This window comes from Pedobacter jeongneungensis (assembly GCF_039538295.1).
GTDB lineage: Bacteria > Bacteroidota > Bacteroidia > Sphingobacteriales > Sphingobacteriaceae > Pedobacter > Pedobacter jeongneungensis.
This window is the reverse complement of record NZ_BAABBY010000005.1, coordinates 71,421-96,938: the sequence shown is the minus strand read 5'-3', so window position 1 is coordinate 96,938 and position 25,518 is coordinate 71,421. Positions and strand designations below refer to the sequence as shown.

22 protein-coding genes and 1 pseudogene are annotated in these 25,518 nt (G+C 37.5%); 16 read left to right on the top strand and 7 right to left on the bottom strand.

What is annotated here, in order from left to right; translation table 11 throughout:
* Positions 1–56: 56 nt before the first annotated feature.
* Positions 57–1,469, bottom strand: coding sequence for a hypothetical protein (locus ABD769_RS10735; protein ID WP_344851416.1), 1,413 nt, complete (start codon positions 1,467–1,469; stop codon positions 57–59).
* Between the two features lie 4 nt (positions 1,470–1,473).
* Positions 1,474–2,295, bottom strand: coding sequence for a hypothetical protein (locus tag ABD769_RS10730; RefSeq protein ID WP_344851415.1), 822 nt, complete (start codon positions 2,293–2,295; stop codon positions 1,474–1,476).
* A gap of 313 nt (positions 2,296–2,608) precedes the next feature.
* On the opposite strand from ABD769_RS10730, the gene ABD769_RS10725 reads away from it, so the two are divergent.
* The 10 genes from ABD769_RS10725 to ABD769_RS10680 all read left to right on the top strand — a co-directional run bounded on the left by ABD769_RS10725 (position 2,609) and on the right by ABD769_RS10680 (position 15,668).
* Positions 2,609–3,625, top strand: coding sequence for a type IV toxin-antitoxin system AbiEi family antitoxin (locus tag ABD769_RS10725; RefSeq protein ID WP_344851414.1), 1,017 nt, complete (start codon positions 2,609–2,611; stop codon positions 3,623–3,625).
* Positions 3,615–4,388, top strand: a complete 774-nt coding sequence (locus ABD769_RS10720) for a nucleotidyl transferase AbiEii/AbiGii toxin family protein (protein WP_344851413.1) — start codon at positions 3,615–3,617, stop codon at positions 4,386–4,388. Before ABD769_RS10725 ends, ABD769_RS10720 begins: the two co-directional genes overlap by 11 nt.
* A gap of 107 nt (positions 4,389–4,495) precedes the next feature.
* Positions 4,496–5,497 carry a BT4734/BF3469 family protein gene (locus ABD769_RS10715; protein WP_344851412.1) on the top strand — a complete coding sequence of 334 codons (1,002 nt, stop codon included), beginning with the start codon at positions 4,496–4,498 and terminating at the stop codon, positions 5,495–5,497.
* Between the two features lie 109 nt (positions 5,498–5,606).
* Entirely contained in the window at positions 5,607–7,364 is a 1,758-nt protein-coding gene (locus ABD769_RS10710) for a reverse transcriptase domain-containing protein (protein ID WP_344851411.1), read from the top strand.
* Between the two features lie 190 nt (positions 7,365–7,554).
* Entirely contained in the window at positions 7,555–8,883 is a 1,329-nt protein-coding gene (locus ABD769_RS10705) for an RES family NAD+ phosphorylase (RefSeq protein WP_344851410.1), read from the top strand.
* Between the two features lie 85 nt (positions 8,884–8,968).
* The gene (locus tag ABD769_RS10700) at positions 8,969–9,667 is read left to right on the top strand and encodes a hypothetical protein (RefSeq protein WP_344851409.1); all 699 of its coding nucleotides are present in this window, start codon (positions 8,969–8,971) and stop codon (positions 9,665–9,667) included.
* Between the two features lie 727 nt (positions 9,668–10,394).
* Positions 10,395–11,348, top strand: coding sequence for a phage exclusion protein Lit family protein (locus tag ABD769_RS10695; protein WP_344851408.1), 954 nt, complete (start codon positions 10,395–10,397; stop codon positions 11,346–11,348).
* A gap of 19 nt (positions 11,349–11,367) precedes the next feature.
* Complete coding sequence (locus tag ABD769_RS10690) at positions 11,368–11,817, top strand: hypothetical protein (protein ID WP_344851407.1); 450 nt, start codon at positions 11,368–11,370, stop codon at positions 11,815–11,817.
* Between the two features lie 438 nt (positions 11,818–12,255).
* Positions 12,256–14,427, top strand: a complete 2,172-nt coding sequence (locus ABD769_RS10685) for a hypothetical protein (RefSeq protein ID WP_344851406.1) — start codon at positions 12,256–12,258, stop codon at positions 14,425–14,427.
* Positions 14,424–15,668, top strand: a complete 1,245-nt coding sequence (locus tag ABD769_RS10680) for a hypothetical protein (protein WP_344851405.1) — start codon at positions 14,424–14,426, stop codon at positions 15,666–15,668. The genes ABD769_RS10685 and ABD769_RS10680 overlap by 4 nt, the downstream gene beginning before the upstream one ends.
* Before the next feature lie 291 nt (positions 15,669–15,959).
* Here ABD769_RS10680 and ABD769_RS10675 read toward each other — a convergent pair whose 3' ends face one another.
* The 4 genes from ABD769_RS10675 to ABD769_RS10660 form a co-directional block, all read right to left on the bottom strand.
* On the bottom strand, positions 15,960–16,319 hold the full coding sequence (locus ABD769_RS10675; RefSeq protein ID WP_344851404.1) for a helix-turn-helix domain-containing protein: 360 nt from the start codon (positions 16,317–16,319) through the stop codon (positions 15,960–15,962).
* 387 nt (positions 16,320–16,706) lie between these two features.
* Complete coding sequence (locus ABD769_RS10670) at positions 16,707–17,075, bottom strand: hypothetical protein (RefSeq protein WP_344851403.1); 369 nt, start codon at positions 17,073–17,075, stop codon at positions 16,707–16,709.
* 678 nt (positions 17,076–17,753) lie between these two features.
* A complete protein-coding gene (locus tag ABD769_RS10665; RefSeq protein WP_344851402.1) occupies positions 17,754–19,478 on the bottom strand; it encodes a hypothetical protein in 1,725 nt (574 codons plus the stop codon).
* Between the two features lie 8 nt (positions 19,479–19,486).
* Entirely contained in the window at positions 19,487–20,581 is a 1,095-nt protein-coding gene (locus ABD769_RS10660; RefSeq protein ID WP_344851401.1) for a dsDNA nuclease domain-containing protein, read from the bottom strand.
* 934 nt (positions 20,582–21,515) lie between these two features.
* Between ABD769_RS10660 and ABD769_RS10655 the strand changes: the two are divergent.
* From ABD769_RS10655 to ABD769_RS10635, 5 genes and pseudogenes are all read left to right on the top strand, one after another.
* Positions 21,516–22,001: pseudogene (locus ABD769_RS10655) on the top strand (magnesium chelatase subunit ChlI family protein); the annotation flags it as partial.
* 79 nt (positions 22,002–22,080) lie between these two features.
* On the top strand, positions 22,081–22,749 hold the full coding sequence (locus ABD769_RS10650; protein ID WP_344851400.1) for a hypothetical protein: 669 nt from the start codon (positions 22,081–22,083) through the stop codon (positions 22,747–22,749).
* A 13-nt stretch (positions 22,750–22,762) separates the two neighbouring features.
* Positions 22,763–23,482 carry a hypothetical protein gene (locus ABD769_RS10645; protein WP_344851399.1) on the top strand — a complete coding sequence of 240 codons (720 nt, stop codon included), beginning with the start codon at positions 22,763–22,765 and terminating at the stop codon, positions 23,480–23,482.
* A gap of 25 nt (positions 23,483–23,507) precedes the next feature.
* Positions 23,508–24,122 carry an XAC2610-related protein gene (locus ABD769_RS10640; RefSeq protein WP_344851398.1) on the top strand — a complete coding sequence of 205 codons (615 nt, stop codon included), beginning with the start codon at positions 23,508–23,510 and terminating at the stop codon, positions 24,120–24,122.
* Between the two features lie 230 nt (positions 24,123–24,352).
* Entirely contained in the window at positions 24,353–24,727 is a 375-nt protein-coding gene (locus ABD769_RS10635; RefSeq protein ID WP_344851397.1) for a hypothetical protein, read from the top strand.
* Positions 24,728–24,779: 52 nt separating this feature from the next.
* On the opposite strand, the gene ABD769_RS10630 is transcribed toward ABD769_RS10635, so the two are convergent.
* Positions 24,780–25,031 carry a hypothetical protein gene (locus tag ABD769_RS10630; RefSeq protein WP_344851396.1) on the bottom strand — a complete coding sequence of 84 codons (252 nt, stop codon included), beginning with the start codon at positions 25,029–25,031 and terminating at the stop codon, positions 24,780–24,782.
* A gap of 92 nt (positions 25,032–25,123) precedes the next feature.
* Between ABD769_RS10630 and ABD769_RS10625 the strand changes: the two genes are divergently transcribed.
* A complete protein-coding gene (locus tag ABD769_RS10625) occupies positions 25,124–25,474 on the top strand; it encodes a hypothetical protein (protein ID WP_344851395.1) in 351 nt (116 codons plus the stop codon).
* The last annotated feature ends 44 nt before the right edge of the window (positions 25,475–25,518 follow it).

Here is a 25,518-nt window from a genome sequence, read left to right as displayed (position 1 = left end):
CAATGTAGTAAAGGGCGATATCTAAGAATTTAAATCTACCGATTCGTCAGATAAATTTATATTTTCTCCTGAGAACCGGTTTGCGCAATATCCGTGGCCTTGCAATAAGCTACTCCAAGAGAATAGTGGCATGCTCCGAGTTCATCCATATCCTCGAATGCCAATCGAGGGGTAGTTCTGCACTGGTCGGGCTTTTGTTTTCTTCGCTCATGGGAGCAGAACGTATATTGTGGGCAACGGTGATTCTGTTCTCCTTTTACGAAAGACGAATAGTAGTCTACATGACATAGTAAAACCCTCAATGCATGGCTTAAGGAATCCTCAGCAAGATAGGTTCCTGAATAATCTTTCATGTAATCATCATTATCAACGAGCTCATATGCCATATCGCATAACGTCACATATTCGCCCATTCTATAATGTTCGCCGGCAAAAGTAAGATCCACTTCGAAAACTGGGTTTTCTATTCGTTTTTTATACCCTTCTAACATAACTGATGTTAGATGCCCTACTGCTTTTTTGAACGATTCACGATAATCAAATATACCGGCAATTTCTTCCAACGTCTGTTTTACACCATCTAGTTTTTCACTCAGGATATATGAAACTTCATTTTTCTTTTTTTCTACGAAATTCTTTTTTTTGCCCTTTGCAGCTTTCAGTTCTGTTACAAACTGGACAAACATTTGAGCTGCATTTAGGTAGCTTAAAGAAAGTGAGGCGAGTTCGAGCATATCCCTACTTTTTATCCTTGGATAGATGTGCTTTGCCACTTTCTCCATCAGTAGATATTCAAAGCCGAGCTTAGATTTTGGAGGGTTTTTCTTGCCCAAGAGTCCGGCACATTCGCGCTCGAGGTTAGATGCTAATCCCTCATATATATAGAAATGACCGAAGAAAACCTGGTCTGTGAGCCTTTGACCTGTTGTCTTTTCCAAGTATTCATAATGGATCATGGGGACGGACATATCCATTTTATCTTCATAATAGGGAGCGTACGCCTTTATATCGATATGCTCAATTTTTTGAATATTATATACGATTCTGTTATCAAAGTTCACAGCGGATCCACCCATAATTGTAAAGAGTGTTCCATTTATACCTTTCCACATATCAAACTTTTCTCCAGAAATTTTTTCTACCGAGCTACTCTCTGGAACATTCACGAATTCGGTGAATATCGCTCTATTTATAACCTGAAAATAAAAGGTGGTTATACCGACCATCGTACTTACCTCATGTACATAATGTATATTCTCATGATGTATTACCTCTTGGTAAAGCTTCTGTATTGCCAGCTGGTCAACATGCGAAAAATCGTGCTTTTCATAATCGTAGCTTGGTATATCCTTTTTCCTAAATGTCGTTTTTATCTGTATAAAAAATTTATTCATGAGGTATTTGCCCAGATAATTCGGGCCGATGCTGAATAGTACATCCTCAAGTTCTTGTTCTGTTAAGTTTTCCATTTGCTTATGGGTGGAATCCAAATGAGTTCCTTCTTTGGTCATAATAAATATAGCGGGCACGAAAATGCCTTACCGATGTTATTGGATGTATGATCAGAGCCTTGGGCTTTGTAGTCCCAAATTCCTTTCTTCTTCTGGCTTTAATATTTAGGAAATGATAAGAAAGCAATGCCGAATATGCAAACCGTATGCTCCAATCATCAAAACTTATCCAGGGGATATCCCAACTTGCTCCCTTATAAGTATCCAGGTAGATCTGTTTTTTGTGCATGTCTATCTGATACTCTGAATGTGCAAATGCATTTCTGAGTGAAGTGTGAAAACCATCGCTAATTACTTTTGCCAGCTTTAGCTTTTTCTTTGCCAATACATCTCTGATATTACTTCTGATGTATGTATGCTTGCTCATCTCGGGAACTTCGACCTGCCAAGGGTAACTTGCCCCTTTCACCAACTCTGCCGTTCGGTACAACTGGCGCAGGAACGTTTTGGCCTCCCAAATATGGGTATAAACCATCATCTCTATCGTAATCTGATACTCATCATCAGGAATAAATGTCTGCCCAGATGGAAAGCCATACTGATTCTTCATGAACTGAATAAAAAATCTAAGCCTCGACTCGTCCTTGTACCTATCCTCTCTATTGTCAATCGTGTAGGGATTTAGACGTAGAACGGGATTTGTAGGCCTTGCCTTGTATTCCCCTTCAGCTAAAAACAATAGGTAGTTATGTTCTAATGTATTTGCAGCTATATGGTCGAATGCTTCTTCGATCGCCTTTTGAACTTCTTTGTCTATTTTTCGAAACCGCTGTAGCGTAATCATTCTATAGCATTAAACTAATTGATTTACGAATGGAAGGCTTACAGTTCACCCGGACTGAGTGTGGAAGTTTTAGATTTATTTGTATCATTATCGAGCGTATTTATATCATAAAGTTAGCGAATTCTTAGCACATAAAAACATGTGTACAATGTTTTTCCCTATTTTTAGCTTGCACCCGTTCAATAAATTCAAATGTTCATGTTACATGAACATTTGAATTTATTGAACATAAAAATAAGGATAGATAGGGATTTTAGAATTTGTTCATTATATTTGACTGTTCATGTTACATGAACAGTCAAATATAATGAACATGAAAGAGCAAGATATATTGTTGCCTGCGCTAGATAGACTAACAGAAATTGCTGGAATAACAGCAAAAATATTGAGCTATCCATCTGGACGAGGCAAAAATTCAGATGCTGTAATTGAACTTATCAAAGGACAACAAACATCTATACTCGAAGCAGACGTTAAAACCGAGGTAAGGACTGCCACTCTGGACAATATCATTTTACGCCAAGACCAAACAGACGGCAGAAGAATCCTAATTGCAAAATATATTCCCACTCCAATGAAGGAAGAACTTCGTAAGCACAGCATCTGCTATATCGAAACCTCGGGAAACTGCTACATCGAAACACGCAGTATGTTTATTCTGGTAAGCGACCAAAAAACAGCCCAGCCAAAATTTAACGAAGATACCAAGTTATGGGCACCTGCAGGGATCAAATTCTTATTTGCCGTACTTCAGGAGCCTGAAATACTGAATACATCTTATCGTAACATGGCATATGCCTCTGGAGTCGCTCTCGGAAATGTAGGTAACTTTATCACCGAGATGAAGCGGGACGGCTACATTATTATGGGCACGCGCCTCGGACAGCCTACTTTAATCCTTGAAAACAAAACTGCAATTCTAGACAAATGGGCAGATATGTACCGTACAGTTTTAAGACCAAAGCAACTGGTCGGAAAATTCCGTTTTGCAAAAAAAGAGGACAGAACAAACTGGCACGAGCATACAACCCAATATGATGACATCCTTTGGGGCGGAGAAACTGCGGGGGAGATTCTCACGGGGCACCTTGTTCCAGAGATTTATACCATTTATTCGAACAGCGATAGATTTGAACTCATGAAAAGGCTAAGATTGGTTCCTGCTACAAATGGCGACGTAGAAATTCTGAGACCTTTTTGGAACCAAGATACAGCAGAACTCGGACACGGAACCGTTCCACCTATGTTAGCATATGCCGAACTAATAAGCAGCCTGGACAGCAGAAACAGAGAAATAGCACTAAGAATAAAAGAAAAATATGTCGGATAATCCAATACTTCTTCCACTGGTATCAGAAATGCTAAGGGAGATGAGCACTATATGCGCGAAATTCGACATCGATTTTTATCTTGTAGGTGCGATCGCAAGAGATATACACCTGTCTGCCAACGAAGAGCTATTATCGAAACGAGGGACAAAAGATGTAGACCTTGCCATCACCATCAGCGATGAGGGACAGTATAACCAAATTAAAAATGCGCTGATTGCAACAGGAATTTTTGAAGGCCATGAGACAGAAACTATAAAGCTTATATACAAAAAAGGGATAGAACTTGACCTTCTTCCATTCGGGGAGATTGAGGAACCGAACAGAAACGTCAGACTAACAGACCCAACCTTTGTGCTCAACATGCCCGGCTTTACCGAAATCTATCCATTCGCAAGGGATTATGATATCGGCAACGGTCAGATGGTGAAGGTCTGCACGATTGAGGGTATCATCCTTTTAAAATTAATCGCCAATGATGACCGGCCAGAGCGGACTAAGGATATTACCGATATAGAGCATCTGATACAAAGCTATTTCGAACTGAATACAGATGACATCTATACATCCCATTTTGAGCTGATGGAACTATACGACACTAAAGAGAATGATTATATTCAACTGGTCTGCTCAAGACTGATAGGCCAAAAAATAAGAGAACTACTAGCCGATTCGCCGGTACTTGCTGAAAGGGTCAGGGCAATAATATCAAAACGTGAAACAGCAAGATGGCAGGCCATTCTGGACGGGATGAATGATATTTGATGAAGATCAACCCTAAAATGGAAGAAAGATTTTCGTAGACTCCAAATTTTGCCTACTTTTCAAAATATCCAATTAGATAAAAAATGACCTCTCAATCGCTATTATCCATGACCGTTTCCTTCCAGGAAAATTCTTGGAGTCCACTTTCCGGCCAATTTAATGTTGGAAAATGTCTGGAGCATATCAAAAACGGGACTTACAGAAGCGAGGTTGAAAATCTAAGAAAACGTCTAAGCGAAGGAGATACCGATTATTATGACAGAGAGAAAAAAAGGCTGCCCGCAGTAACTTTTTCGGCCAGTTTCGACAACCAAAGAAACAGGTCATCTATATTAGAATACAACCAACTACTTGTACTAGATTTCGATAAGTTAACTGCCGAAGCCAAGGATATGCTGAAGTCCAAGCTCAAAGACGATTCACATATATTATCCTTTTGGGAATCCCCCTCTGGATCAGGACTTAAAGGATTGATGTACTTGGAATTCCCTTCGGATTTCCCCGCCGAGGACACCAACTTTAGGCATACCTATGCTTTTGGAAAGGTACACACCTATTTTAAGGAAAAACACGGATCCGAACTTGATAAAAGTGGTAGCGACGTTACCCGCCTTTGTTTCTTTTCTTTTGATCCAAAGCTTTTTATTCGAGAAGAAATAACGCCCTTCCAGGTACCATATACAGAAACCGAAGCTGCGCTTGTAAGTCAGACGATCCGAAAAGCGGTCTATTCCTACGCCCCAGAACCGACCGCTAACCAAAAGTTCAACCCCTTGGGAAAGAATAGTCAGCCAAACAGGTCCGAAATACAGGCAATCATCAGGTATCTTTTCAAAAGAGGGCTTTCGATAACTGACAGTTTTCACAACTGGTACCAGGTATCATACGCTATAGCCAACACATTTACCTACGAACTAGGGATGAAATATTTCCTTTCTCTATCTAAACTTGATGGCAAAGACTATAACGAAAAGGGAAGCCGGAATATGATGAATTACTGCTATGCAAATTCGATGGGAAAGTTTACATTTGCAACCGTAGTCTTTTTTGCTAAGCAAGCTGGCTATAAGAAAGAGAAAGAGGTACCTAAGGTGGAGGAAATGTTATGAAAATAGCAAAGTACATCGCAAGTATTAACAGCCATTCTGTGCACGACAAAGTTGGGAGGAGCTCTTATAGTTCAGTATTTTCTAGTCAGGAACCTTTTTCTCTTTCTTTATGCTAAAGCTCAGGGATTTTTCATCTGAAAAAAGCATCCTTGATATGCTCTGCCGACTAAGGGTAAAGCTGGCCCATCGCCGCAATAAGGAACACCTGATCCACCTACATACCAAATCAAAAAAACATAACTACCACAAAAATTCCAGTACTAAGAGCACGGAACTTTTAGCCAGCTTATTTCCACCAAGAAAACAATGGAAATCGGTAATCCAACGAAAAAGGATGAAAAACGGCATTCCGCGCAGCTCAACGGAAAAGACCATGTTATCTTTGCAGGCAACTCTCAGATATTTTAGAGATAATCAGCCGGACGCTCCTTTCCTTGGCCGTCTTGATTCCTTTATAAAAGAGGTTCAAGAAGGTATTCACGGAGTTAACTATAAAATCGGTGCCCCAAAGATCATCCCCAAGCTAAAAGAGGACAAAGCAAGCGATACAAAAATAAATATTTGTAGACCTATTGCATCATTTGGCCTGAAAGATAAGATCATCTTAAGCATTGTTAACAGGTATCTAACAGGTGTCCTTGACCCATATTTTATTGACAATTCGTTTGCCTTTCGATCCAAACGTATGATCAAAGAGAAGCTGATGTGTCCAACACACCATGAACCTGTTGAAGAAATCTTGGCTTATAGGAAACGATTTGAAGAGGGAAGTCTTTATGTGGCCGAATGCGACATGAAAAAGTTTTTCGATACAGTAAGCCATACATTAATCAAAAAGATTTTCGCCCAGTTTTTTAGCCGAAAGGGAATGGAAAGCTACCCGCAGCAAGATCTAGGGGATGCAAAGCGGATTCTCTACGACTATCTAGATTCCTATACCTTCAATAAAAGCGTCTTACCATTAAATAAGAAACAGGCCCACTTCGACAGGTTTTATATCCCCAAAGGGGAATATGCCTGGGTGGGAAAGGAGTTGGTTGCCAACGGATATTATAAACGCCTTTCATCTGCTAAAATTGGCATTCCCCAAGGCGGCGCACTTTCTGGCTTGATAGCGAATGCTGTTTTGCATGGCATAGACAGGAAAATAACCGCATTACAAGACGGAAAGCTTCTTTATCTAAGATTCTGCGATGACATGCTTATCATACACCCCCAGCAACAGAAATGCCAACAAGCATTTCAACAGTATCTCTTGGGATTAAACTCTAAAAAACTTGTAGTGCACAATCCCGTGGAAACCCCCTATGCAACTCCGAAAAAGTTCTGGTCGGAAAAATCAAAAAGCTGTTATAAATGGGGTAATGAAACCGGAATGGGCTCGCCTTGGATTGGCTTTGTAGGTTATGAGGTCCACTACCAAGGACATATCAGGGTCAGAAAAAGTTCCCTTTTGAAAGAGATGAAAAAACAGTTCCGGGTAGTCGGCGACCTGAAACAAATATTAAGGGATCCCAACTGCAGGAGCGGCAAGGGATCCATTTATGAGTCTGTTGCCAGCCGACTAATCGGCATGTCAGTAGGAAGGGTAGCCCTTTGGAATTATAAGCAAATCCCAAATGAGATGTGCTGGGTGAGCGGCTACAAACTATTAACGGACAATAAATATTCTCGCATACAGCTTAAACGCCTGGATTCCAGCCGCAATCGATTGCTACTAAAACTAAGGCTGATGGTAGGTAAGATGGGAAATAACGATGAATCCACAGCTAAATCGGGGTCCAGGATTTCCGAACCTATATATCACGGATTTCCCTTTAGCTACTACTATCAGGCTTTAAAAGATAAGAAGGAGCATGATGTTTAAGATATGAGAAGGTTTTCAGCTATTTAATAACCTATACCTAATACAATAAAATATGGAAGACTTTGACGATGACCGATTGTGCTACAAGTGTGTAACTGATGACTTTCTGAGCGCAGAAGTAAGGAGTAAGGGTGTAAGTTGTATATGCTCATATTGCAAGAAGAAAAGGCGCTCATACACATTAACTCAGATGGCCGATCGTGTTGAACAAGCTTTTGAACAGCATTTTGAGCCAACCAATGACCAACCTACTGAGGAAGAATACTACAGGCAACACTCTGATCCCGAATCTACATATTGGTGGTATCGCGAAGGTGAAAGTCTACCTTTCTTGCTCGAAGATATGGGTGGCATTCCTGAAAACGCAGCAGAGGATATTCAAAAAATACTTCAGTCCCGGTATTACGATCACGATACGGATTTTCAGGAACAACAATTTAGCAGTGAAGCACTGTATGAAATGAAAGGGGTATCCGATCACCTCTGGCAACAGGATTGGGACGAATTCGAACGCGTTGTCCAATCGGAATCCCGTTTTTTCAGTAAAAAGGTTTATGAATATCTCTCTAGGGTTTTCAGCGGATTAGACAAGTTCACCTCCTATAGAAGTGCACCACTAGTCCGCAAGGCCGGGATAAAAGATATCAAAGGACTTTACAGGGCGAGGGTTTTCCAGGACATGGAAGAGATGTTATCAGCAATTAAATACCCTGATCAGCAAATCGGCACCCCATCTTCCAAGTTTGCAAGGAGTGGACGGATGAACGCACAGGGTATCGCAGTTTTCTATGGTGCCACCAGCCATGAACTTGCCCTGGCAGAGGTTAGACCGCCAGTAGGAAGCAAGGTGGTTATCGGTTATTTTGAAATATTAAGGCCACTTCGACTTCTTGATCTTACAGCGCTCAGGAACGCGCGAGCAGAAGGAAGCATTTTTGACCCAGCCTACGCGCCACTTCGCGAAAAGGCACTTTTCCTCAGCCACCTTGTAGACCGAATTGCACTTCCTATTATGCCGGCACAAGAATCAAAAGATTATCTCTCAACCCAGATAATTGCAGACTTTTCAGCAGAAGCCCAGGATCCCCCTTTTGATGGAATCATTTTCTCATCGACTCAGTCAAAAAAAGATGGCGCAAATGTTGTGCTTTTCCATCGCGCAGCAAGGGTTCAGCCTATCGATGTAATTGAAGGTGCGACAATTACTGCCCATTCAACCATCTATGAACCTGCTGAGGGAGAATACGAAACCTATAATGTAGTTGTTCGACCACCAAACAAGCCTAAAAAAGAGGAGCCAATAAAAGACCATATTTATCATCCAAGACTAGGATTTCTTCCCTCACCACGATGGCCTGTTTCAGAGGATAAAAGGGAGTTCACTCTAAAGATTCACGAAAATAACCTACAGATATTCGAAATAAGCTCATTAGAGGTTGTAAGAAAGGAAATCCCTTACGAGAGGTCTATACTAAAGAAAGAGCGTACCTACAAAAAACCTGATATTTTAGATTTTTAATCAAATAAGTTCGCTATGTGATCATTATATTTCGTGATTTCACCTCTACTTTTATTTTGACACTTCTAAAAGACACAATATTAAAATGGCATCTACCAAATTGACCTCTTCGAACGTTAAGCATTTCTCAAAATTGGACAAAATGCTTAATGAACATCTACACTGTCTGTATAACAGGCTAGATTGGACAGATCAGGAACGTGAAAGGATTTTCTTTCAGAGCAATCAACTTCTACTAGAGGTAGCAGAGAATTTTTTCAGATTTGGAAAATTTAAAGATACTTGGGATAATTCGAAATGTCACATTAATGTTTATGGGCAAAACCTCTTATTGAAATCGGAAAAACTAAACACAACTTTTCACTGGGGTCTGGATGAACAATATTTTTATCTAGAATGCCATATCATTTGTGCAGAGAATCTGCGATACATGAACGATGAATTTTATGAACTTATTCTAACGCTAAAAGGACTTGGGGATTTTGAATTTTTCGACACTGGTTTTATAGCCAAGGAGGAAAAGCCTTATTATGAAAATAAGACTAGCACTATTTTTCAGCTGATTCGAAATTTTATGATCTACCAAACAGAGAAAATGAACGCGAAGAATTATCAATTGCCACCATCCTTAGATCTTGGGCAATTCTCCCTGAAATGGGATGCACAAAATATCGACTGGTCGGAACTGATCGAAAAGGCCAGTGCCGCCTTTAAAGTAATGTATAATCTCAATTACAAGCTTTGGAAGGTAGGTAACATTTCCAAACCGAGATCTAGCATGTGAGCTGATCATGAATAAGCATTCTCTTATTCTTTGCATTTTGCTACCTGAATTTTTTGTGTCGCTTTAGGATTCTGCCCTTGCTGTCAAATTCTTCTGTTTCCTCCAGTGGCCTCTTCCTTAGAATAAATTTATAGGTAAGGCTTAGCGCTATACCTACATTGGCGGATCCGCCAATGATGGCAACTATTTTGATGATCTGGTTAAAGTCCATAGCTATCGCAATTTTTTATTGCGCTCCCTTTTATGGGCGTTGGACCGCCCTATTATACAAATAATTTTCGATTTTGCAAAGGACAGGCAAATACCCTTATTTTTGGGGCTAGTAAAGCCGTTTTCTAAATCCATTTCATCCCGTTTTTAACCATATTATCACTAAATGTCTATGCTGCCCATTACATAAAATTCTAAACGTATATCCAATCTTGGCAACAAACTATTTTAAAGGTAAAAAGCATGCTTAAGACGATAAACGACAGCTTATTTTCAGTCGGAAACTATACAAAGGTATCTCGTAATTGAAATTGATAATAGCTGAAGCTTAGCCGAATCTTAGTGTTGATCATTAAGCAAAAATTGTCATTTCGCGAGCGGCTTAGGTTAATTAAAATCTGTATTATTGCTTATCTTATTCAGTAAAATTTCGTTGCGCAGAACGGATTCTAACGCTCATCTTACAACCTAGAGACCGCTAGTCCAGCAACAGAATTTTTGCATTAAATTCGACTATATGAGAACCGAAAATTTGATTGCATCGCTTTACGACCGTCTTATAACTACATTTGAAAACACTAGTCAAATCTCAAATTCAAGGTTGATGTCGTACGGTGAAGAGCAATTAAGCAGAAGCATAAAAATTGAAACCGGCAATTTCTCGACTCCCTTTTCAGATCATCAAACCAAAGAGATTGTCTTGAATGAAAGATTTCTGATCTTGACATGGTGCATAACCTACATAATTTATGAGGTTACCCAAAACAAATCTAGCACAGCGATTAAATTAACGGAAACGTATAGCTTGCTGGATAAAAAAGATCCCGAGGTCCAAGATTTAGATCACTTATTTGACTGGGCATTTAGCCTAAAACATGACGATAAAACTGATTGGCCAACGAATCTTCCCAATCCGACCATGAAAACTTTTTCCGTTAGAGTCACAAATGTAATCTTCATTGATGCAATTTGCTACATCATGTTTCATGAGGTTGCTCACCTAGTGAATGGCCACTGGAAAAATTATCAAGCTATACAGAAAAAGTTAATTATAGGGGAACATTTAAATTCTGACGAGCAAATGCTTTGCATACAAATGGAACAAGAAGCCGATTCATTCGCCTATGACTGCTTAGTTAGTTCGCAGTTAGACGAAGAGGCAAGGTATCATAAACAACTTGGCATTATTTTAACCGGGCTTGTTAGCTTATTTGCTTTAAAGAAGGGATCGAAATTAACATCTATAACCCACCCAAGCTCACATGTTAGAATATTTAACTTTCTGGGACAAACTGCATTCTCTGAAGATTACGAATTTCAACTTAACCGGGTAATGAACGTAGGGCTTAGTCTATTTTGCAAGCTTCAAGGAATAACGTACGAGGATAAAGGGTTTGCAACATTCAATGCCCTTCTAGATTATTTCTACAACCTGCTTGATAAAAACCAAACTGAGATCCTTATACATTAATATATTATTAATCAATAAATTGGAAACGAGAAAAAGAAATACCATACGTGAATTAATTGCTAATGCTCCAGATTTAGCTCCTTTTGAAAACATTATAGACCAACTATTTTCTGAATTCTATTCGAGAGATTCAATTATCATTATTGATTCGCGCCGTAAATCGTCATACCTCTGCCAAACTCCTTTTAATTCCAAGGAAAGAAATTTCGAGCTTTTCATCGGCGTCCGGGATCGTATGGTACAATTGGATATTCTTTGGTCAATTTTCCATGAATATGGACATCTAATTCAAAGACGACCTCTGGACGAAGAGTTAAAAGAAGGGACCATGGCTAAATATCTACGTGAAACTGATGCTTGGCACAAGGCTGAAACTAAAGCTTCAGAATTCGATATACTCAATCCGCATTTTGATGAGTTCAAAAGATATCGAGCAGCGTGTCAAGCAAGTTACCGAATTGATGAATAATCTGTTATACAGATCGGTGCAATGAAGATATTTTCTAAATGTATCTATTGAACAGATGTAAATTCAAAACCAAAGATGGCAAACAATGTTATATATCTAAACATAAAAACGTAACATTTGTTAATTCATCTATCAACCTGCTATCTGCCTATGGAAAAAGAAATCTCTGATGAGTTTTCGGATGTAAAAGTACCGCATCAGAATTCCTACACTGTTACACTGGGACAACAACCAAATTAAAAAAAACCAGACAGGGTTTACAAGGTAAACGTGATCTATATTCCAACCTCCCATGAAACCACAAAAATAAAACGTTCCATAATTGAAGGGATTATTAAGAGAACATTCTTGAAATAAACTTTGTAAAATAACACTATACCTGAAGTAAAAATTCTCTCGAATTGATAAATTTACGTCATCATAAGACGCTTTATCAAAATGTATAACTTCAAACTTATTGCAATACGTCCTTTAGTGGGCTGTAACAAAAGATTTATAAAGAATCTAACTCCTGGACATATCTATCAGCTATATAATGGATTTGATTTTCGTAATGAAAAAGGCGACACAGTAAAGCGAGGCGATGAAGTTGCATCTATTCTTGATAACAGCAAAACTCCTGAAAACTTTTTTTCAACTTCTTCAAAAGCAAAGCAAAAAACAGCGATAAATGTGTCCGCCATTGCCGGAAAGAATGGTAGCGGAAAAAGTTCTCTGATTGAATTTATGTTTGCCGCGCTATATGTTTTTTCTGTAAATAACGAAAAACTGAATGCTAATCCACGAATGATTAATTCAGCCATTGAAGGGCTAAAGGAGGAAAAGAGCAAACTTACACAAAAGCAAAGGAAGAGTAACACCAGGATAAAAAGCAACTTTAAAGAAAGTGCCGACATTGAAGAACTGCGACAATATTTTGCCCAAGAAACCTTGGATAATAGAAGGTTAGAAATTATAGAAGGTGAGCTTGAATATTTTAAAAAACTTCCACAGGAGATCCTTCGTTTTCAAAGGGAATATAAAGGTGAGCTATATTTTCAGTTCGATAAAACTAATTATCGACTCGAATTAAATTTCGATAAAGGACAATTACAGCCTATTTCAAGGCTTTCAATAATCGGAACGGATCACAAAGTCAGCCCAAAAGTAATCGAAGGTGGCGAATCGAAACATATACTGGAAAATCTATTTTATACGATAGCAGTCAATAATTCGCACTTCGCCTTAAATTCTCAACACATGGGGGATTGGATTAATCAGTTGTTTCACAAAAATGACGGATACACAGCGCCGCTAGTAATAAACCCGATGCGTACAAACGGAGATTTTGAGATCATACCAGAAATGAAGCGGGCAAAATATCGGTTACTCACAAATGTTCTAAGGCAGTGGCAAAACTCCAGAGGATCAAAACGAAAGGTTTTATTAACTGATAAACAATATATCAGTAAGATTAGGTTGGATCTAAATCATAACAAGGTTGCGAGTATTCCAAAGTCGATTTATTTCTCGAAAAGGCAGATTTCAGGAAATCCACGTGCAGTCGCACTTTTTAAAGAGCTTTTGCCGCATTTTTACATTGGCAACGAGGTAGATTTTTACATTGCTGAATTTCCCTTAAAGGACATACTTTGTAGCTATATTGTTCAAAAATTCGACAAAATAGCCGAAATATACCCCTGGTTCGGTCCAGTTTTTGAGTTCAACGAACAAACTCCCTTTATCCTTAATTCAGAATTAATTGATGCAATCAAAAGTGACCAAAGTCATATTACCTATAAGCTGAGGCAGGCATTCAATTTTCTTCATTACAATGTCTATCGTGGAAGGAAAGCACTATTTCATGTCAATGCAGATCAATTAAGACTTAAAAGCAAGGTATTCTTCGAACCAACTCCAAAGCAGTTGATAGATTGGATGAATGTTCCTCTAGACGGGGACCTCATGCATTTTCTTCCACCATCATTTTTTGATATAGATTTTGTCCTTGACGACATTTCGGATTCTCCATGTTATTTTAATGATTTAAGCTCTGGTGAGCAGCAAAAGGTCCATACTATTCAATCTGTAATCTACCATCTAAACAACCTTCAGTCTGTTCACGCTGGCAAAATTTCTAAGGATCGCATACGTTACCGTGCAGTAAACATTGTGTTTGATGAGATAGAACTATATTTTCATCCAGATTATCAACGAAAATTCCTCATGGACTTGCTTTCTGCCGTCGATAGTTTACAACTTCAAAAGAAAGATGGTATCCAAGCAATCAATATTCTTTTTCTCACTCATTCTCCATTTATTTTATCAGATATACCAAGGGAAAATATTCTTCTTCTCAAAGTGCGAGAGAATGGCCTACGCTCATTATCAATTCCTTATTTAAGCTTGGACAAAAATACATTTGCTGCCAATATTAATGATTTGCTCGCCGATGGTTTCTTTCTTAAAGGGACACTTATGGGGTCGTTCGCGGAGGAAAAAATCAAAGGATTGATTAGTAAGATTAATGAAAATATCAAATTATCTAAGGATGAAATGAATACGATCAACTTGATAGGGGATGACTTTCTAAATATTAGTCTGATGAATCTAATAGATAATAAGTCATGATAAAACTTCAAATAAGTGATCGTGAACAGCTTAAGACTGATTATCTTCTAGCGATTAAACCACAAGTATTGGAAGATTTAAAGCAGTTAAAAACAACGATAAGCCACCTCCAGAATGCTTCAATGATTAACATAAATGAACATAGCCGCAGAATAGCAGCTAATGCTTTGGTTATTAAGGAAACATTTGATATCAAAGGCCTAGGCGAAAAACCCTTCATCAAAAAAAACTATATTGCATCGGCTTTAATGATTGAAAATGCTCCGAACAAGGACGCGATTGCCAACCTTTCTAACGTTTCAAATATACTAGACCATTTACTAACTGACAAAAATGCTCTTGATGAATTGTTGGGTGGTGAAGCTGACCAATTGTTAGGTATCAACACAAGTTTACTACAGAAATTTTCGATAAAACTCGACGGGGAACTGAAAATACTGAGACTCGGTTTTAGATATTGGGATGATAATGCTGCCGGCAAACCAATTAAAACATTTTTTAAAGATAAGGAGCTAACGCAATTTTGTCCGTATTGCAACAACGAACCAGCAATGTATTTGGAGAATTCCGTTAATAAACAACATGTATATCGCTTTGATTTGGATCATTTTTATGATAAGGCGAGGCACCCAATGTTAGCCACCTCAATTTTTAATTTAGTACCTTCTGGACAAAATTGCAATCAAGTTAATAAAGGAACTACTGAGTTTACAGACCAGTATCACATGAATCCATATCTTGATGGATTTCGTAGGGATCTTGTTTTTGTCCCAATAATGGATCCACTTAACATCGAAGTCAAAGAGATTAAGCTAGAAATAAAAACTGGTGTACATATTAGTAGGGAAGAAAAAATCATGGGCACTGGTCCTGACAATGTTGAACGACTGGGGAATGCTAATGCATTTCAACTAAAGTCGAAATATAATTTGCCAGAAGTGCGTAGAGTTGCGGGGTTACTTCTTGAAAATATTAGGTCCACCATTAATCATCTCAAAAGCCTTGAGGGATTACTGGGTTCAGCAGATCACATAAACCATCATAACAATATAAAACTCTGGTTCGAGCGAGTGAGTTATACACACTTTTATCAAAAAGATTTTGGAAACAGCGCGAAATCCAAACTAAACCGCGACTTATTAGATCACTACTGCAGCTCTCTTAATCTTTCAGAAAATCTATATGCTAGAGTGAGCGAGATTCTTGAGGAAAGCTATCTAGATAACTTCGGGGGAGAATAGTACAAAAATCGTATTGGAAACATAATTGGAGAGCAAGAACAATGATTTCTCCACTGTAATAGTACCCCATTGAATATCGTCGATTCGTCAATTAAGCTTAAATTTCCCTATTCATTAAATATGGAAAAGGAAAAAAACAGGAACAGTCGAATTTGATTGCTCCCGTTTATCTAAACTAACTCTCTAATTATATAGATGAACAATTCCAAGGGATTTTGTGTCGCCTAAAAAAATTCCATCCACGCATACTACTATTTGCTTAAGTTCATCAGTTCAGTTCTTAAATAATCTTTATTTGCCAAACAGCATTTCGAGCTGTTCCAGGTTTTCCTTGTTAGGTCTCGAATCTCCATTCTCCCATGAACCGATGGTTGATCCGTGAACGCCCAAAACCTTCCCGAGACGCTTATGGCTCAGTCCGTTTTTCCACCGATACGCTTCAAGTTGCCCCCTAAAAGTGCTTTCATCAAACTTAAGGTGCGTGTAACCTAAAAATAGATGTATTGCTGGAAAATAGTTAATTTGGGGCTCGCTTCTATTGGTTTCCCAATAGGTGATACAACCCTCAAAAACACCTAAAATATCAGCCAAATCCCGCTGCAAAAGCCTTAATTCCATCCTTTTCTTCCTCAGGTGTTCACCGATGCTCATGGGTTTTTTAGGATAGCTCGGAGACATAGGTTTGGTATACTCTCGCCTAAATTGCACTAAAGGCAACGCAACCATGTCCCTTTACTAAGGGCTTTCAGTATGAAGGTTAATTGGTTTTAAATAAGAAATTCCCCTGGAAATGCTTCTCGCGATTTACGTTGCTTAAAGAGATTTACCTTAGTGTAATACGTTGCCAATTTATTTTTTGATTTTCGCAGGATAATCTAAGTAAAAATTTGCTTTCAAAAATGAATTTTAGGTCAGAATTTAATTAGAAATGCTGGCTTGGATAAGCAAATTGATTCAAAAATTTGTATCATCGATATATAAATTCCCAAGGATATGTCGACATTAGGATCGGTAGTATAGAAAGTAGATTCTTGAGACTTAGATAAGGTGGGTGCAGTATTTTAGTTGTGCCTTCCTTTTAGTTTTAGCAGGTTGTTTAAAACTAGTGAAAGAGATCTCGAAGCTAAACAGATAATCTCCTAACAGTATTGCATTTATTACTTTCTCATCCGTCTCCTTTATATCCACCCACTTAAAGTTTGATTTCAGTTCCCCCAGTTCTGTCGCAAAAGCTAGATTATCAATAAAAGTATGTCCCTGTTTCTTATAGACCTTAAACATCGCTACAGCCTCTAGATCTAAGAAAGCCTCAACTGCAGGTATTGTCAATGCCACGTTATAACCGTAATAGTCTGTTCGAACACTGGGATAAGTTGCTCCTAATAAATTCTTAAAGGCGTCAGCCATTTGTGTATAAGCGACGAAAATCTTGTAATCGCTATCCGATTTTATTTCTTTCTTGGCAAATTCGTCAAAAAAAAACGGGAGCAGAAATTCAATGTGTCTATTCTATCGGGTATCTCCGCTCGTAGTCTTTCTATATGGTGTTCATAAGCCCTAGCTATCTGTGGGATATTCTCAATGTTACTTTGGTTGAAAACCATTTCTACAATTTCGAAATCTTGTTTAATTCTCCATTTTCCTACTGTCATTGTAAACGTATCAACGGATTGCTGGTCATTATTCCGAAATATCTCATAGATCTCAAACAGGTTGACAATCCTGGGGTATTCAATATGTTCCGTTTTTATCGCTCCATAAAGATTGCCTGTTCTGGTGCAATTTGCGCGACCGAACGTCCTTAGATTATGAGCGTCTGTCCTGTAGATCAACTCACTTTCTGAATAGAAAATCTGCCCTGGTTCGTTAATTCTTGCACGTTCAATATGATGTCCTGCTCTAAGTTTAGCCGTAACAAAGGGGATAAACTTCAGTTCGTTTAAGATTCTGTAAAACACTTTCTCGTTAGAGACCTTCCCCAAGATGGCAGATTTCAGTTCGTGAACAATTCTCTCTAATTCTGCTATGTTAGGCAGGTTGTCTGTGTTGTATTCTTTTTTTTCATACTAGATCCATTTCAAAAAACTAATTATTCAAAATGTATCCCAAAGTTTCTTTCAAATAACGATCCTCTTGTCCCTTATAATCCGTTAAAAATGATTTTACGTTCACGCCACCGCCAATCAATATGACTTTCCCTTGATTGTTGAAATATGTTGCATTATATTCATTTACGACCTTTTCATGATCTGATTTTTCCGCAATCGAAAGTATAGTCTGAGTATCATCAGGTTTATTTTTCGCAATAAACTTTAGAATAACAGTCTTATTATAAGCTTCAATATCCTCTTTAAAAATAGCATCGAGCATAAAAGGCAGCCTATGGATGTTTTCGGTTGACTTAATAAGTTTATTAAATGCAAAATGATAAGCCATAATTGTTTTGTGGAGCTCTACTCCATCAGAAGGGAATGCCGTTATATCGTAGAGTTTTGTAAATCTGTTTTCATCGAGTTCATCGACTGTTTCTAGATCTGTCCTATATTGAACAAAAATTTTCTCAAATTCGTAATTCTTTTGTTTTCTGATTTGCTCAACCTCTTCAGCTGTTTTATAGTTTTTCAGTTCCTCCTTTAATCTATTTTGTTGCAGCACGAGGTCACCAATATTTTTACTGACATTTTCTGATAGCTTTAGATTGGCTTTATTATTTAGCCAACTTTCAAATGAATGCTCTGTATTAGTATATCGGGAAACAATTCTATAGGCATCTTCAATAATCTGTTTCTTTTCCTTTATTTTCTTATTAAGACTGTTGATTAGCCCCTGAACATCTTTAATCTTGGCTCTGTACCTAGCAATTTCTGTATTAGTATCGTTTTCCTCTTGAAGATGTTTATATGTTGCGCTTACGGGATGTGGAAGACTTTGTTTGCATACTGGGCAATCGCCAATCTCAGGATCCTGTAACTTGTGATTTCGGGATACTTTTCTTAAGACTGATAGTCGCTCAATTAAAAAACCAAGCTCATTACATTTTAGAACATACTCGTTCTCTAGCGCAGTTAGTTCCATGAGTTGTTCAGAATATACCTGAATATAATCTGTTGAATGTTTCGAGTACTCTTCGTCAGAAAGTTTGCTAATCTGAAAATCCTCATTTGTAGTTTCTGCTCTTTCAAGAAATCGGATTTCTTCACTTATTGCTTTCAGCTGTAATTCAATCTTTTTTCTCTTTTCGCGTTCAGTATTATTCTCAATCCCGAGATAATAATCCAAATAATCGTTTTTAAAGTTTCTAAAAAAATCTAGGCTACTGAATGACTTTCTCATATATACCCAGCCTACTTTCTGTGATATGAAATATGGAAGAAATATTACCTCAATTGGGGCTGCTTTATACTCGTTTTGGGTTTCTAGATCTAGATGGAAATCAAATAGAGTATGAAAATATTCTTTTAGTTTAACATGTTCGGCCGAATGATTTGCATTTATTCCATTGAATCTCTTTACAGGTAGATCACCCTGTTCAACCAAAAGCGTGTCATCTTCCCTAATCAGAATTAATGATTGAGTTGTGGCACCGATTTTCATAGTACAGTCTAAACGAAAAACAGGTTTAAAATTTAAGATAGCCTTAAGTTGGGTATTAAAATCATTGATACCAAACGTATAATTAATAGCAAGGAATAAGGTGCTTTTACCAGAAGTATTACGACCGGAAATTATATTCAGACCTTCAGAAAATTCAGCATCAAAATATTTTTTTTCGCTTTCGGAATAAACAAACAAGCGATTTATGATCAGCATTAGTTTCATTATAATGTTTCTCTAACTTCAATATAAGCGGCAAATAATGTTGCCTTAATTGTCGCGGACGTAAGTTGTGTGTTATGTTTGCCTGTGAATTGACTATACAGGTCTTCAATACACTCAACTTCTGAAGTATGGTTGTTGAAAACGGATTTATTATCTACCACAAACTTCAGTATCTTTTGGTGCTCTGCTTGTTTTGTATCTTTGAACAAATCAAAGCTATTTTTGAATTCTAATTCAAATCTACTTCTTTCAGCCAATGTTATTCCAATCTTTTTTGCAATTTCGTCAGCTTGAGATCGCCATAACTGGTAAGCTTTTTGCTCATTTGTAATAATGGCAATAGCATGATTAATAGCATTTGAATGAACCCTTTTGGAAGGATCCATTAATTGAACTACCCCCCCCTGATTTAGAACATTTTCAGCATCCCTAAATAATCTTAGCAGTGTTTCAACAGCAGCAGAATGGTCAGCCACAGTATTTCCAAAAATAAGGTTAAACTGTCCAATTAAAGTTTGCTTTTGTCTCGAATAAGCTTTATTTAAGTCGATAAAACCGAAAGACAATTTTTCGAGCTGATCCATATTATCTGAATTGTATCCCGATAGCTTATCGATTTCATCTTTAATTTTGTTGGCTACTTCTGGTTTTAAGTCTCTAAATAGTACTTTTTCGTTTCCGACGTTTATGGTATCCTTTATATCTTTCTTTCCTTTTTCCCTAATCGTAAGTTTTATATCATGGTTAGATATAAAATCAAGCGAATGGTCATAAGAAGAGTCTTTTGTCATATGATCATTATTTAGATCCAAACCCACATTTGTCATTTTGTGGATGATTTCAAAAAGATCTACTGATAACCCCCAACTATCCGAAGCTTTCTTTGCTTGGTAGGCTTCTATGTACTTCACTAGATCATTGTCCGTGAGATGACAAAATAAAAAATCTTCATGGTGCTCAAGGCAAATGAAATACCTCGTGCCAACCAAGCTAGCATACCCGTTAAGAAGAATGTATAGAGCGCAATGTTTCTGAAATTCATAGCCATTGGAGCCCTGAACACCAGAGTTTGCATATTGATTAATTTGAGGCATGATTTAATTCAATTATAACCATTTTTTTTCAAATTATGCAATATATTGATGATACGGCATATGAACAAGCTATAGTTTTCATCAAGGTATCCAAAACTGGGTATATGCTGCATGAGGATACTCAAGACATACTGATCTGAAGACCCTTGTGGGATTACTAGACTTGTTAATAACAGAGGCGGAAATCAAAATCCAGAAAACCGGAGATAAGGCTTATAATCATTATCAAAATACACCCCCGAACAAGCAAAAAGTCTTTTGATCCAATAGTATGAAGCTTGGGATAGTCTTGATACTAATTTATGATGTACCAAAGTTGATCGACCTATCTGATAAATGTTGCCTTGTTTACATATGATGTTTTAATAATTTATTGATAAGAAGATTACATATTCAAAAAATATCGATATCATCCTTTCGGTGATTGAATATTTCAAAAGCCGCTTGTTTTTCAGACACTTAAAACACTATTTCTAATCAATCGGATAATTTAGATTATTTACTAAAAAATTAGATAAAAAAGCTTCTATTTCCTTCCTTTTTGGTCCACGGCCTTTTCCTTCTTCCCACCTAGTAACGGTAGCGGGATCTATAACCATGTTCTTTGCAAAATTTTTCTGGCTTAGTCCATTTATATATCTATATGCTTTAATCTTACCTTCAAACGTTGATATATCAAGTTTAAATGGGAAATACCCTAAAAATTCTATTATATCGGGGTAATGTTGAACTTGAGGTTTACTCCTGTTATGTTCCCAATAAGTGATACAATCAGGAGTGACGTTAAATAGCCTCGCTAGATCAGTCTGGACCAATCCTTTCTCTATCCTTTTCTTCCTTATATGCTCCCCTAAAAAGGATGGTGTTTCAGGAATGAAAACCGCAGTAGGCTTACTAAATTGCCGTTCTTGACGCAAACAGGGCAACGCAGGAATGCCCCTGTGGTTTTTATAACCACCCCGAAAAAGATTGCGTTTGTGCTCCCGGTGTGGTGCAAAAATACCTCAGTAAAATTTCAGGCCCGCTTTTAGACCGGATCGACCTGCACGTAGAAGTTACACCTGTTAATTTTACTTCTTTGGCATCATCAGACGATGCTGAAAAAAGCGACATCATCAGAAACCGTGTAATTAAAGCAAGGGAAATTCAGGATAAACGCTTTGCAGATAAACCAGAATTGCACTATAACGCACAAATGAGCCCTAAAATGGTACGTAAAGTCTGCCATATTAATCCCGATGGAATCATGCTCTTAAAAACCGCGATGGAACGTTTAGGTCTGTCGGCGCGGGCTTACGACAGGATTTTAAAAGTGGCCCGTACCATTGCCGATTTAGCAGGAAGCGAAAATGTAGAGCTTGAGCACCTGGCCGAATCCATTAATTACCGGAGTTTAGATCGGGATGGATGGGCCGGGTAGGCACATGGTAAAAAGTTGCTGTTAAAATTTATTTGTTATCATAATAAGCATTATGTTTATTGATCTACAAATATCCGCTATGCAAAAAATATCCCTTACTTTTTTCAGCTTATTTATAACCCTTAATTGTAGCAGCCAGACACTACCCGATTTCAACCCGCCAAAAAATTACAAATTGGTCATCGAAACCAAAGGCGATTTAGATAAAGATGGCATTAACGAAGTGGTATATGCATTTGACACAGACAAACCCGATGGAAATAACGGACTTAAAAGGATTCTCTATATCTGTAAACAGCTTGATGGTAAAATCAAATTATGGAAAAGCAGCAGTACTATTTTACGCAGCAATAAAGACTGCGGTTTTTGTGTAGATGCCGGCGTAAATCTCTCCATAAAAATCAGCAATAATACGCTGATTACCGGGCAAACATTTAACCATAACAGCAGGCATTACAGTACCTGGAAGAACATTTACCGATATCAAAATAACGATTGGTTTTTAATTGGCTCTACCCTTAACGATTACGATACCTGTGATTTTAATTACCAATACGACATTAATTTCTCTACCAAAAAGGTGAGCGTAGCTTACACTTACGGCAGTTGCGATGACGACAAAAAAATACCAAAAGATCGTTTTTATAATTTTAAATATCCGTTTAGAGCCATCCCCAAAATGGATGGTTTTGCGCCTGGTAAAGCCGAACTAAAAATCCCCGCTACGAGCAAATACTTTTATTATTAACCCTCCATCTACCATGAAAATCATTTTAGTAGTACTGTTATCGCTAATTTCCATTCATCTATTTGCACAGGCAGATCATCCACAAATCCCAAAAACAGGCGCCAATATCAATTCCTTTATTCCAAAAGGCTGGAAAGTAATTTATAAGGCCAAAGGCGATTTAAATAAAGATAATGTATCTGATGAAGCAATCATTATCCAGAATACCAATCCAAAAAACATCATCAAAAACGGCAGTATGGGCGGAAATAAACTGAATGTTAATCCCCGTATGCTTCTGGTCCTTTTTAAAACACCCGGTCAATACCAGTTACAGGCTCAAAACACCAGGTTTATACCTACGGAAAACGACACGGTAAGTACCTGCCTGGCCGATCCCTTACAAGAAACGGGTGCAATTATGATCAAGAATGGTACACTAATTTTAAGCTATCAATATTGGTTAAGTTGCGGCTCCTACGAAGTAAGCAACCTCGATTATACTTTCAGGTTTCAAAACCAAAAAATGGAACTGATTGGCTTTAACATTTCAAGTTATAGCCGTTCTTCAGGAGAAGAAACCATTACGAGCCTCAATTTCTCTACACGAAAAAAAAGTGAAACCTTTGGCGGCAATATGTTTAGCGACAAAACCAATAAACCAAAAACAGTTTGGAAGAAGTTTAACTGGGGCAAACTATTTACACTTGAAGAAATGACGGAAGAGATTGGCCAAAAACTTTCAGAAATGTAATGTAAACGATTTGTAAATACCACACATGAAAAGGATATTATTTCTATGCCTCATATTTATTTCCGGTTATTCGTTTGCTCAAAAGATATTTAAACAACCTGATGCAATGGGAACGTGGCAATACATCTCTCCATTTAAAGATAAAAGCTATGTACTTGCCATACAATATGGAGTAAAAGAAGAACAAGTAGGAGAAAATATAAATACCACTATTTATTTTGGTAAAATTGGTTTAAAAACAGATCAGCTATTTTGGAAAGAAAAAATTTATGCAAAGCTGATTACCGGTAATGTTTCCTACGAAGACTATAACAGCGATGGCATTAAAGATGTACTCATCTTTTCAGAAACAGGCGCAAGAGGCGGCAATGCGTTTTATTATTTATTTCTGCTTGATCCTAAAAACAAAAAGATTAGTAAGGTTAAAAACTTCGAAAACATTGTCAATCCTGAATACAACCGCAAACATCATGTTGTTGTATCTTATGGTTTGTCTGGTACAAATAATTACAGTATTTATAAAATTTCTAAAGCTAACAAAGCTTATCAGATCGGCGAAAGTTTTGAAGACACTTTTGATAGCGACCCCACTGAACTGGATAAAAGAATCAGGAAGATTTTAAAAAAATCTGTCCATTAAGAACGATTATTCTAAAAAAGAATACGCTATTCAGTTCCCTTTCTTTCCCGTCTCTAAAAAGCCTGGTTATAAAAATTAAAGATCATAACAATTACTTATCTATCAGGCAATTAAAATTATAATCAAGAGACTAATCACCTTCATTTAAGAGGTTCACAATCTTCTTTGGCATAGTCATTGTCATAGGGCTGTTACATTATCAACCTTATTTAAAACAAAAAGTGAAAGAGATGAAAAAGACAGTGCAAATTTTCAGTATGCTTTTAATAGCATTAACAGTAATGGTATCGTGTAAAAAAGATACTGATCCGGCAGATAAAGATTTCTTCGTGGGTACTTACAAGGGAACGGTTTCTTACCGAAATGGCGAAACAACCATTAACAGTTCTGATGGTAAAGTAACCGTAAGCAAAGTTGGCGAAACGTATAACTTTTACTTTGGCAGCAACATTCCTGATATTACCGGCGTAAAGTTTGAAAAAACCGGCGATAACAGTTATGTAAGTGTAGGCTCGGGCTTAACAGGCATTAGTATTGATGCCAGCAACCTTAAAATTCTGGTTGTAAAAGATGGCCAAACCTGGACGGCAAACTGTACAAGATAACCATTAAACAAGTAAAAGGCCCGGTTTTATAAAAACCGGGCTTTTTTTTTACCTATAATTCTTCTTCCTCATCATCTTCTTCAGGCACGTATTTTTCAATCGCCTGTCCAATGGCATTAACCTCTTCATCTTCCTCAAAAATTGGAAGTTCTGTTTTGTAATCCATTTTCAACCAGATTGATGAAGTATCTTTCTGAATCTGGATATATTCTTTTCCATCTTTAAATATGGTGTACGAATCATTTCCTTCCGGAAAAACTGAATAATTGATCGGGCCGATTTCGATGTCGAAAGGTTCTTGCATACTGATATTTTTTGACAAAGATAAAAATCTTTTTGTTGAGGTAACTAGCTATAAACGAGACTTTGCTATCTTTATCCTCATAAATTTAACCTATGGATTTTTCAAAAGCAGACAATAAAGTTGCCCGAAAATTATTCGAAGTAGCTTTACAACGGGAACTAAAAAAGGAAATGCAGTTATTCTCCGAAATTTTAGACCAATGGAAAACGCAACAACCTGAAGACAACAGAGATGATTATTATAAAATTTTTACTGCTGTAAAAGATTTTGATAAACACATTGCCAGAAGGTACGACGGACTTAGAAATTCATGGTTTTTAGGTACCATAACTGCTCTTCTCGTAGAGAAAATCATTACAACAGCTGATTTAGAAGATTTTTCGGAAGAGGGAAAAAGCGAAATACTGAAGAGCCTTAAGTTCAGAGAAGTTAACGGACTATAATTAAAAAATTACGCCTGATTGTTTAAAAATCCCATCATTTATAC

Bases quoted from the DNA above. Each gene is read 5' to 3' on its own strand.
- ABD769_RS10735 (WP_344851416.1), bottom strand. From the start codon at position 1,469: ATGGAAAACTTAACAGAACAAGAACTTGAGGATGTACTATTCAGCATC.
- ABD769_RS10730 (WP_344851415.1), bottom strand. From the start codon at position 2,295: ATGATTACGCTACAGCGGTTTCGAAAAATAGACAAAGAAGTTCAAAAG.
- ABD769_RS10725 (WP_344851414.1), top strand. From the start codon at position 2,609: ATGAAAGAGCAAGATATATTGTTGCCTGCGCTAGATAGACTAACAGAA.
- ABD769_RS10720 (WP_344851413.1), top strand. From the start codon at position 3,615: ATGTCGGATAATCCAATACTTCTTCCACTGGTATCAGAAATGCTAAGG.
- ABD769_RS10715 (WP_344851412.1), top strand. From the start codon at position 4,496: ATGACCGTTTCCTTCCAGGAAAATTCTTGGAGTCCACTTTCCGGCCAA.
- ABD769_RS10710 (WP_344851411.1), top strand. From the start codon at position 5,607: ATGCTAAAGCTCAGGGATTTTTCATCTGAAAAAAGCATCCTTGATATG.
- ABD769_RS10705 (WP_344851410.1), top strand. From the start codon at position 7,555: ATGGCCGATCGTGTTGAACAAGCTTTTGAACAGCATTTTGAGCCAACC.
- ABD769_RS10700 (WP_344851409.1), top strand. From the start codon at position 8,969: ATGGCATCTACCAAATTGACCTCTTCGAACGTTAAGCATTTCTCAAAA.
- ABD769_RS10695 (WP_344851408.1), top strand. From the start codon at position 10,395: ATGAGAACCGAAAATTTGATTGCATCGCTTTACGACCGTCTTATAACT.
- ABD769_RS10685 (WP_344851406.1), top strand. From the start codon at position 12,256: ATGTATAACTTCAAACTTATTGCAATACGTCCTTTAGTGGGCTGTAAC.
- ABD769_RS10680 (WP_344851405.1), top strand. From the start codon at position 14,424: ATGATAAAACTTCAAATAAGTGATCGTGAACAGCTTAAGACTGATTAT.
- ABD769_RS10675 (WP_344851404.1), bottom strand. From the start codon at position 16,319: ATGAGCATCGGTGAACACCTGAGGAAGAAAAGGATGGAATTAAGGCTT.
- ABD769_RS10670 (WP_344851403.1), bottom strand. From the start codon at position 17,075: ATGGCTGACGCCTTTAAGAATTTATTAGGAGCAACTTATCCCAGTGTT.
- ABD769_RS10665 (WP_344851402.1), bottom strand. From the start codon at position 19,478: ATGCTGATCATAAATCGCTTGTTTGTTTATTCCGAAAGCGAAAAAAAA.
- ABD769_RS10660 (WP_344851401.1), bottom strand. From the start codon at position 20,581: ATGCCTCAAATTAATCAATATGCAAACTCTGGTGTTCAGGGCTCCAAT.
- ABD769_RS10650 (WP_344851400.1), top strand. From the start codon at position 22,081: ATGCAAAAAATATCCCTTACTTTTTTCAGCTTATTTATAACCCTTAAT.
- ABD769_RS10645 (WP_344851399.1), top strand. From the start codon at position 22,763: ATGAAAATCATTTTAGTAGTACTGTTATCGCTAATTTCCATTCATCTA.
- ABD769_RS10640 (WP_344851398.1), top strand. From the start codon at position 23,508: ATGAAAAGGATATTATTTCTATGCCTCATATTTATTTCCGGTTATTCG.
- ABD769_RS10635 (WP_344851397.1), top strand. From the start codon at position 24,353: ATGAAAAAGACAGTGCAAATTTTCAGTATGCTTTTAATAGCATTAACA.
- ABD769_RS10630 (WP_344851396.1), bottom strand. From the start codon at position 25,031: ATGCAAGAACCTTTCGACATCGAAATCGGCCCGATCAATTATTCAGTT.
- ABD769_RS10625 (WP_344851395.1), top strand. From the start codon at position 25,124: ATGGATTTTTCAAAAGCAGACAATAAAGTTGCCCGAAAATTATTCGAA.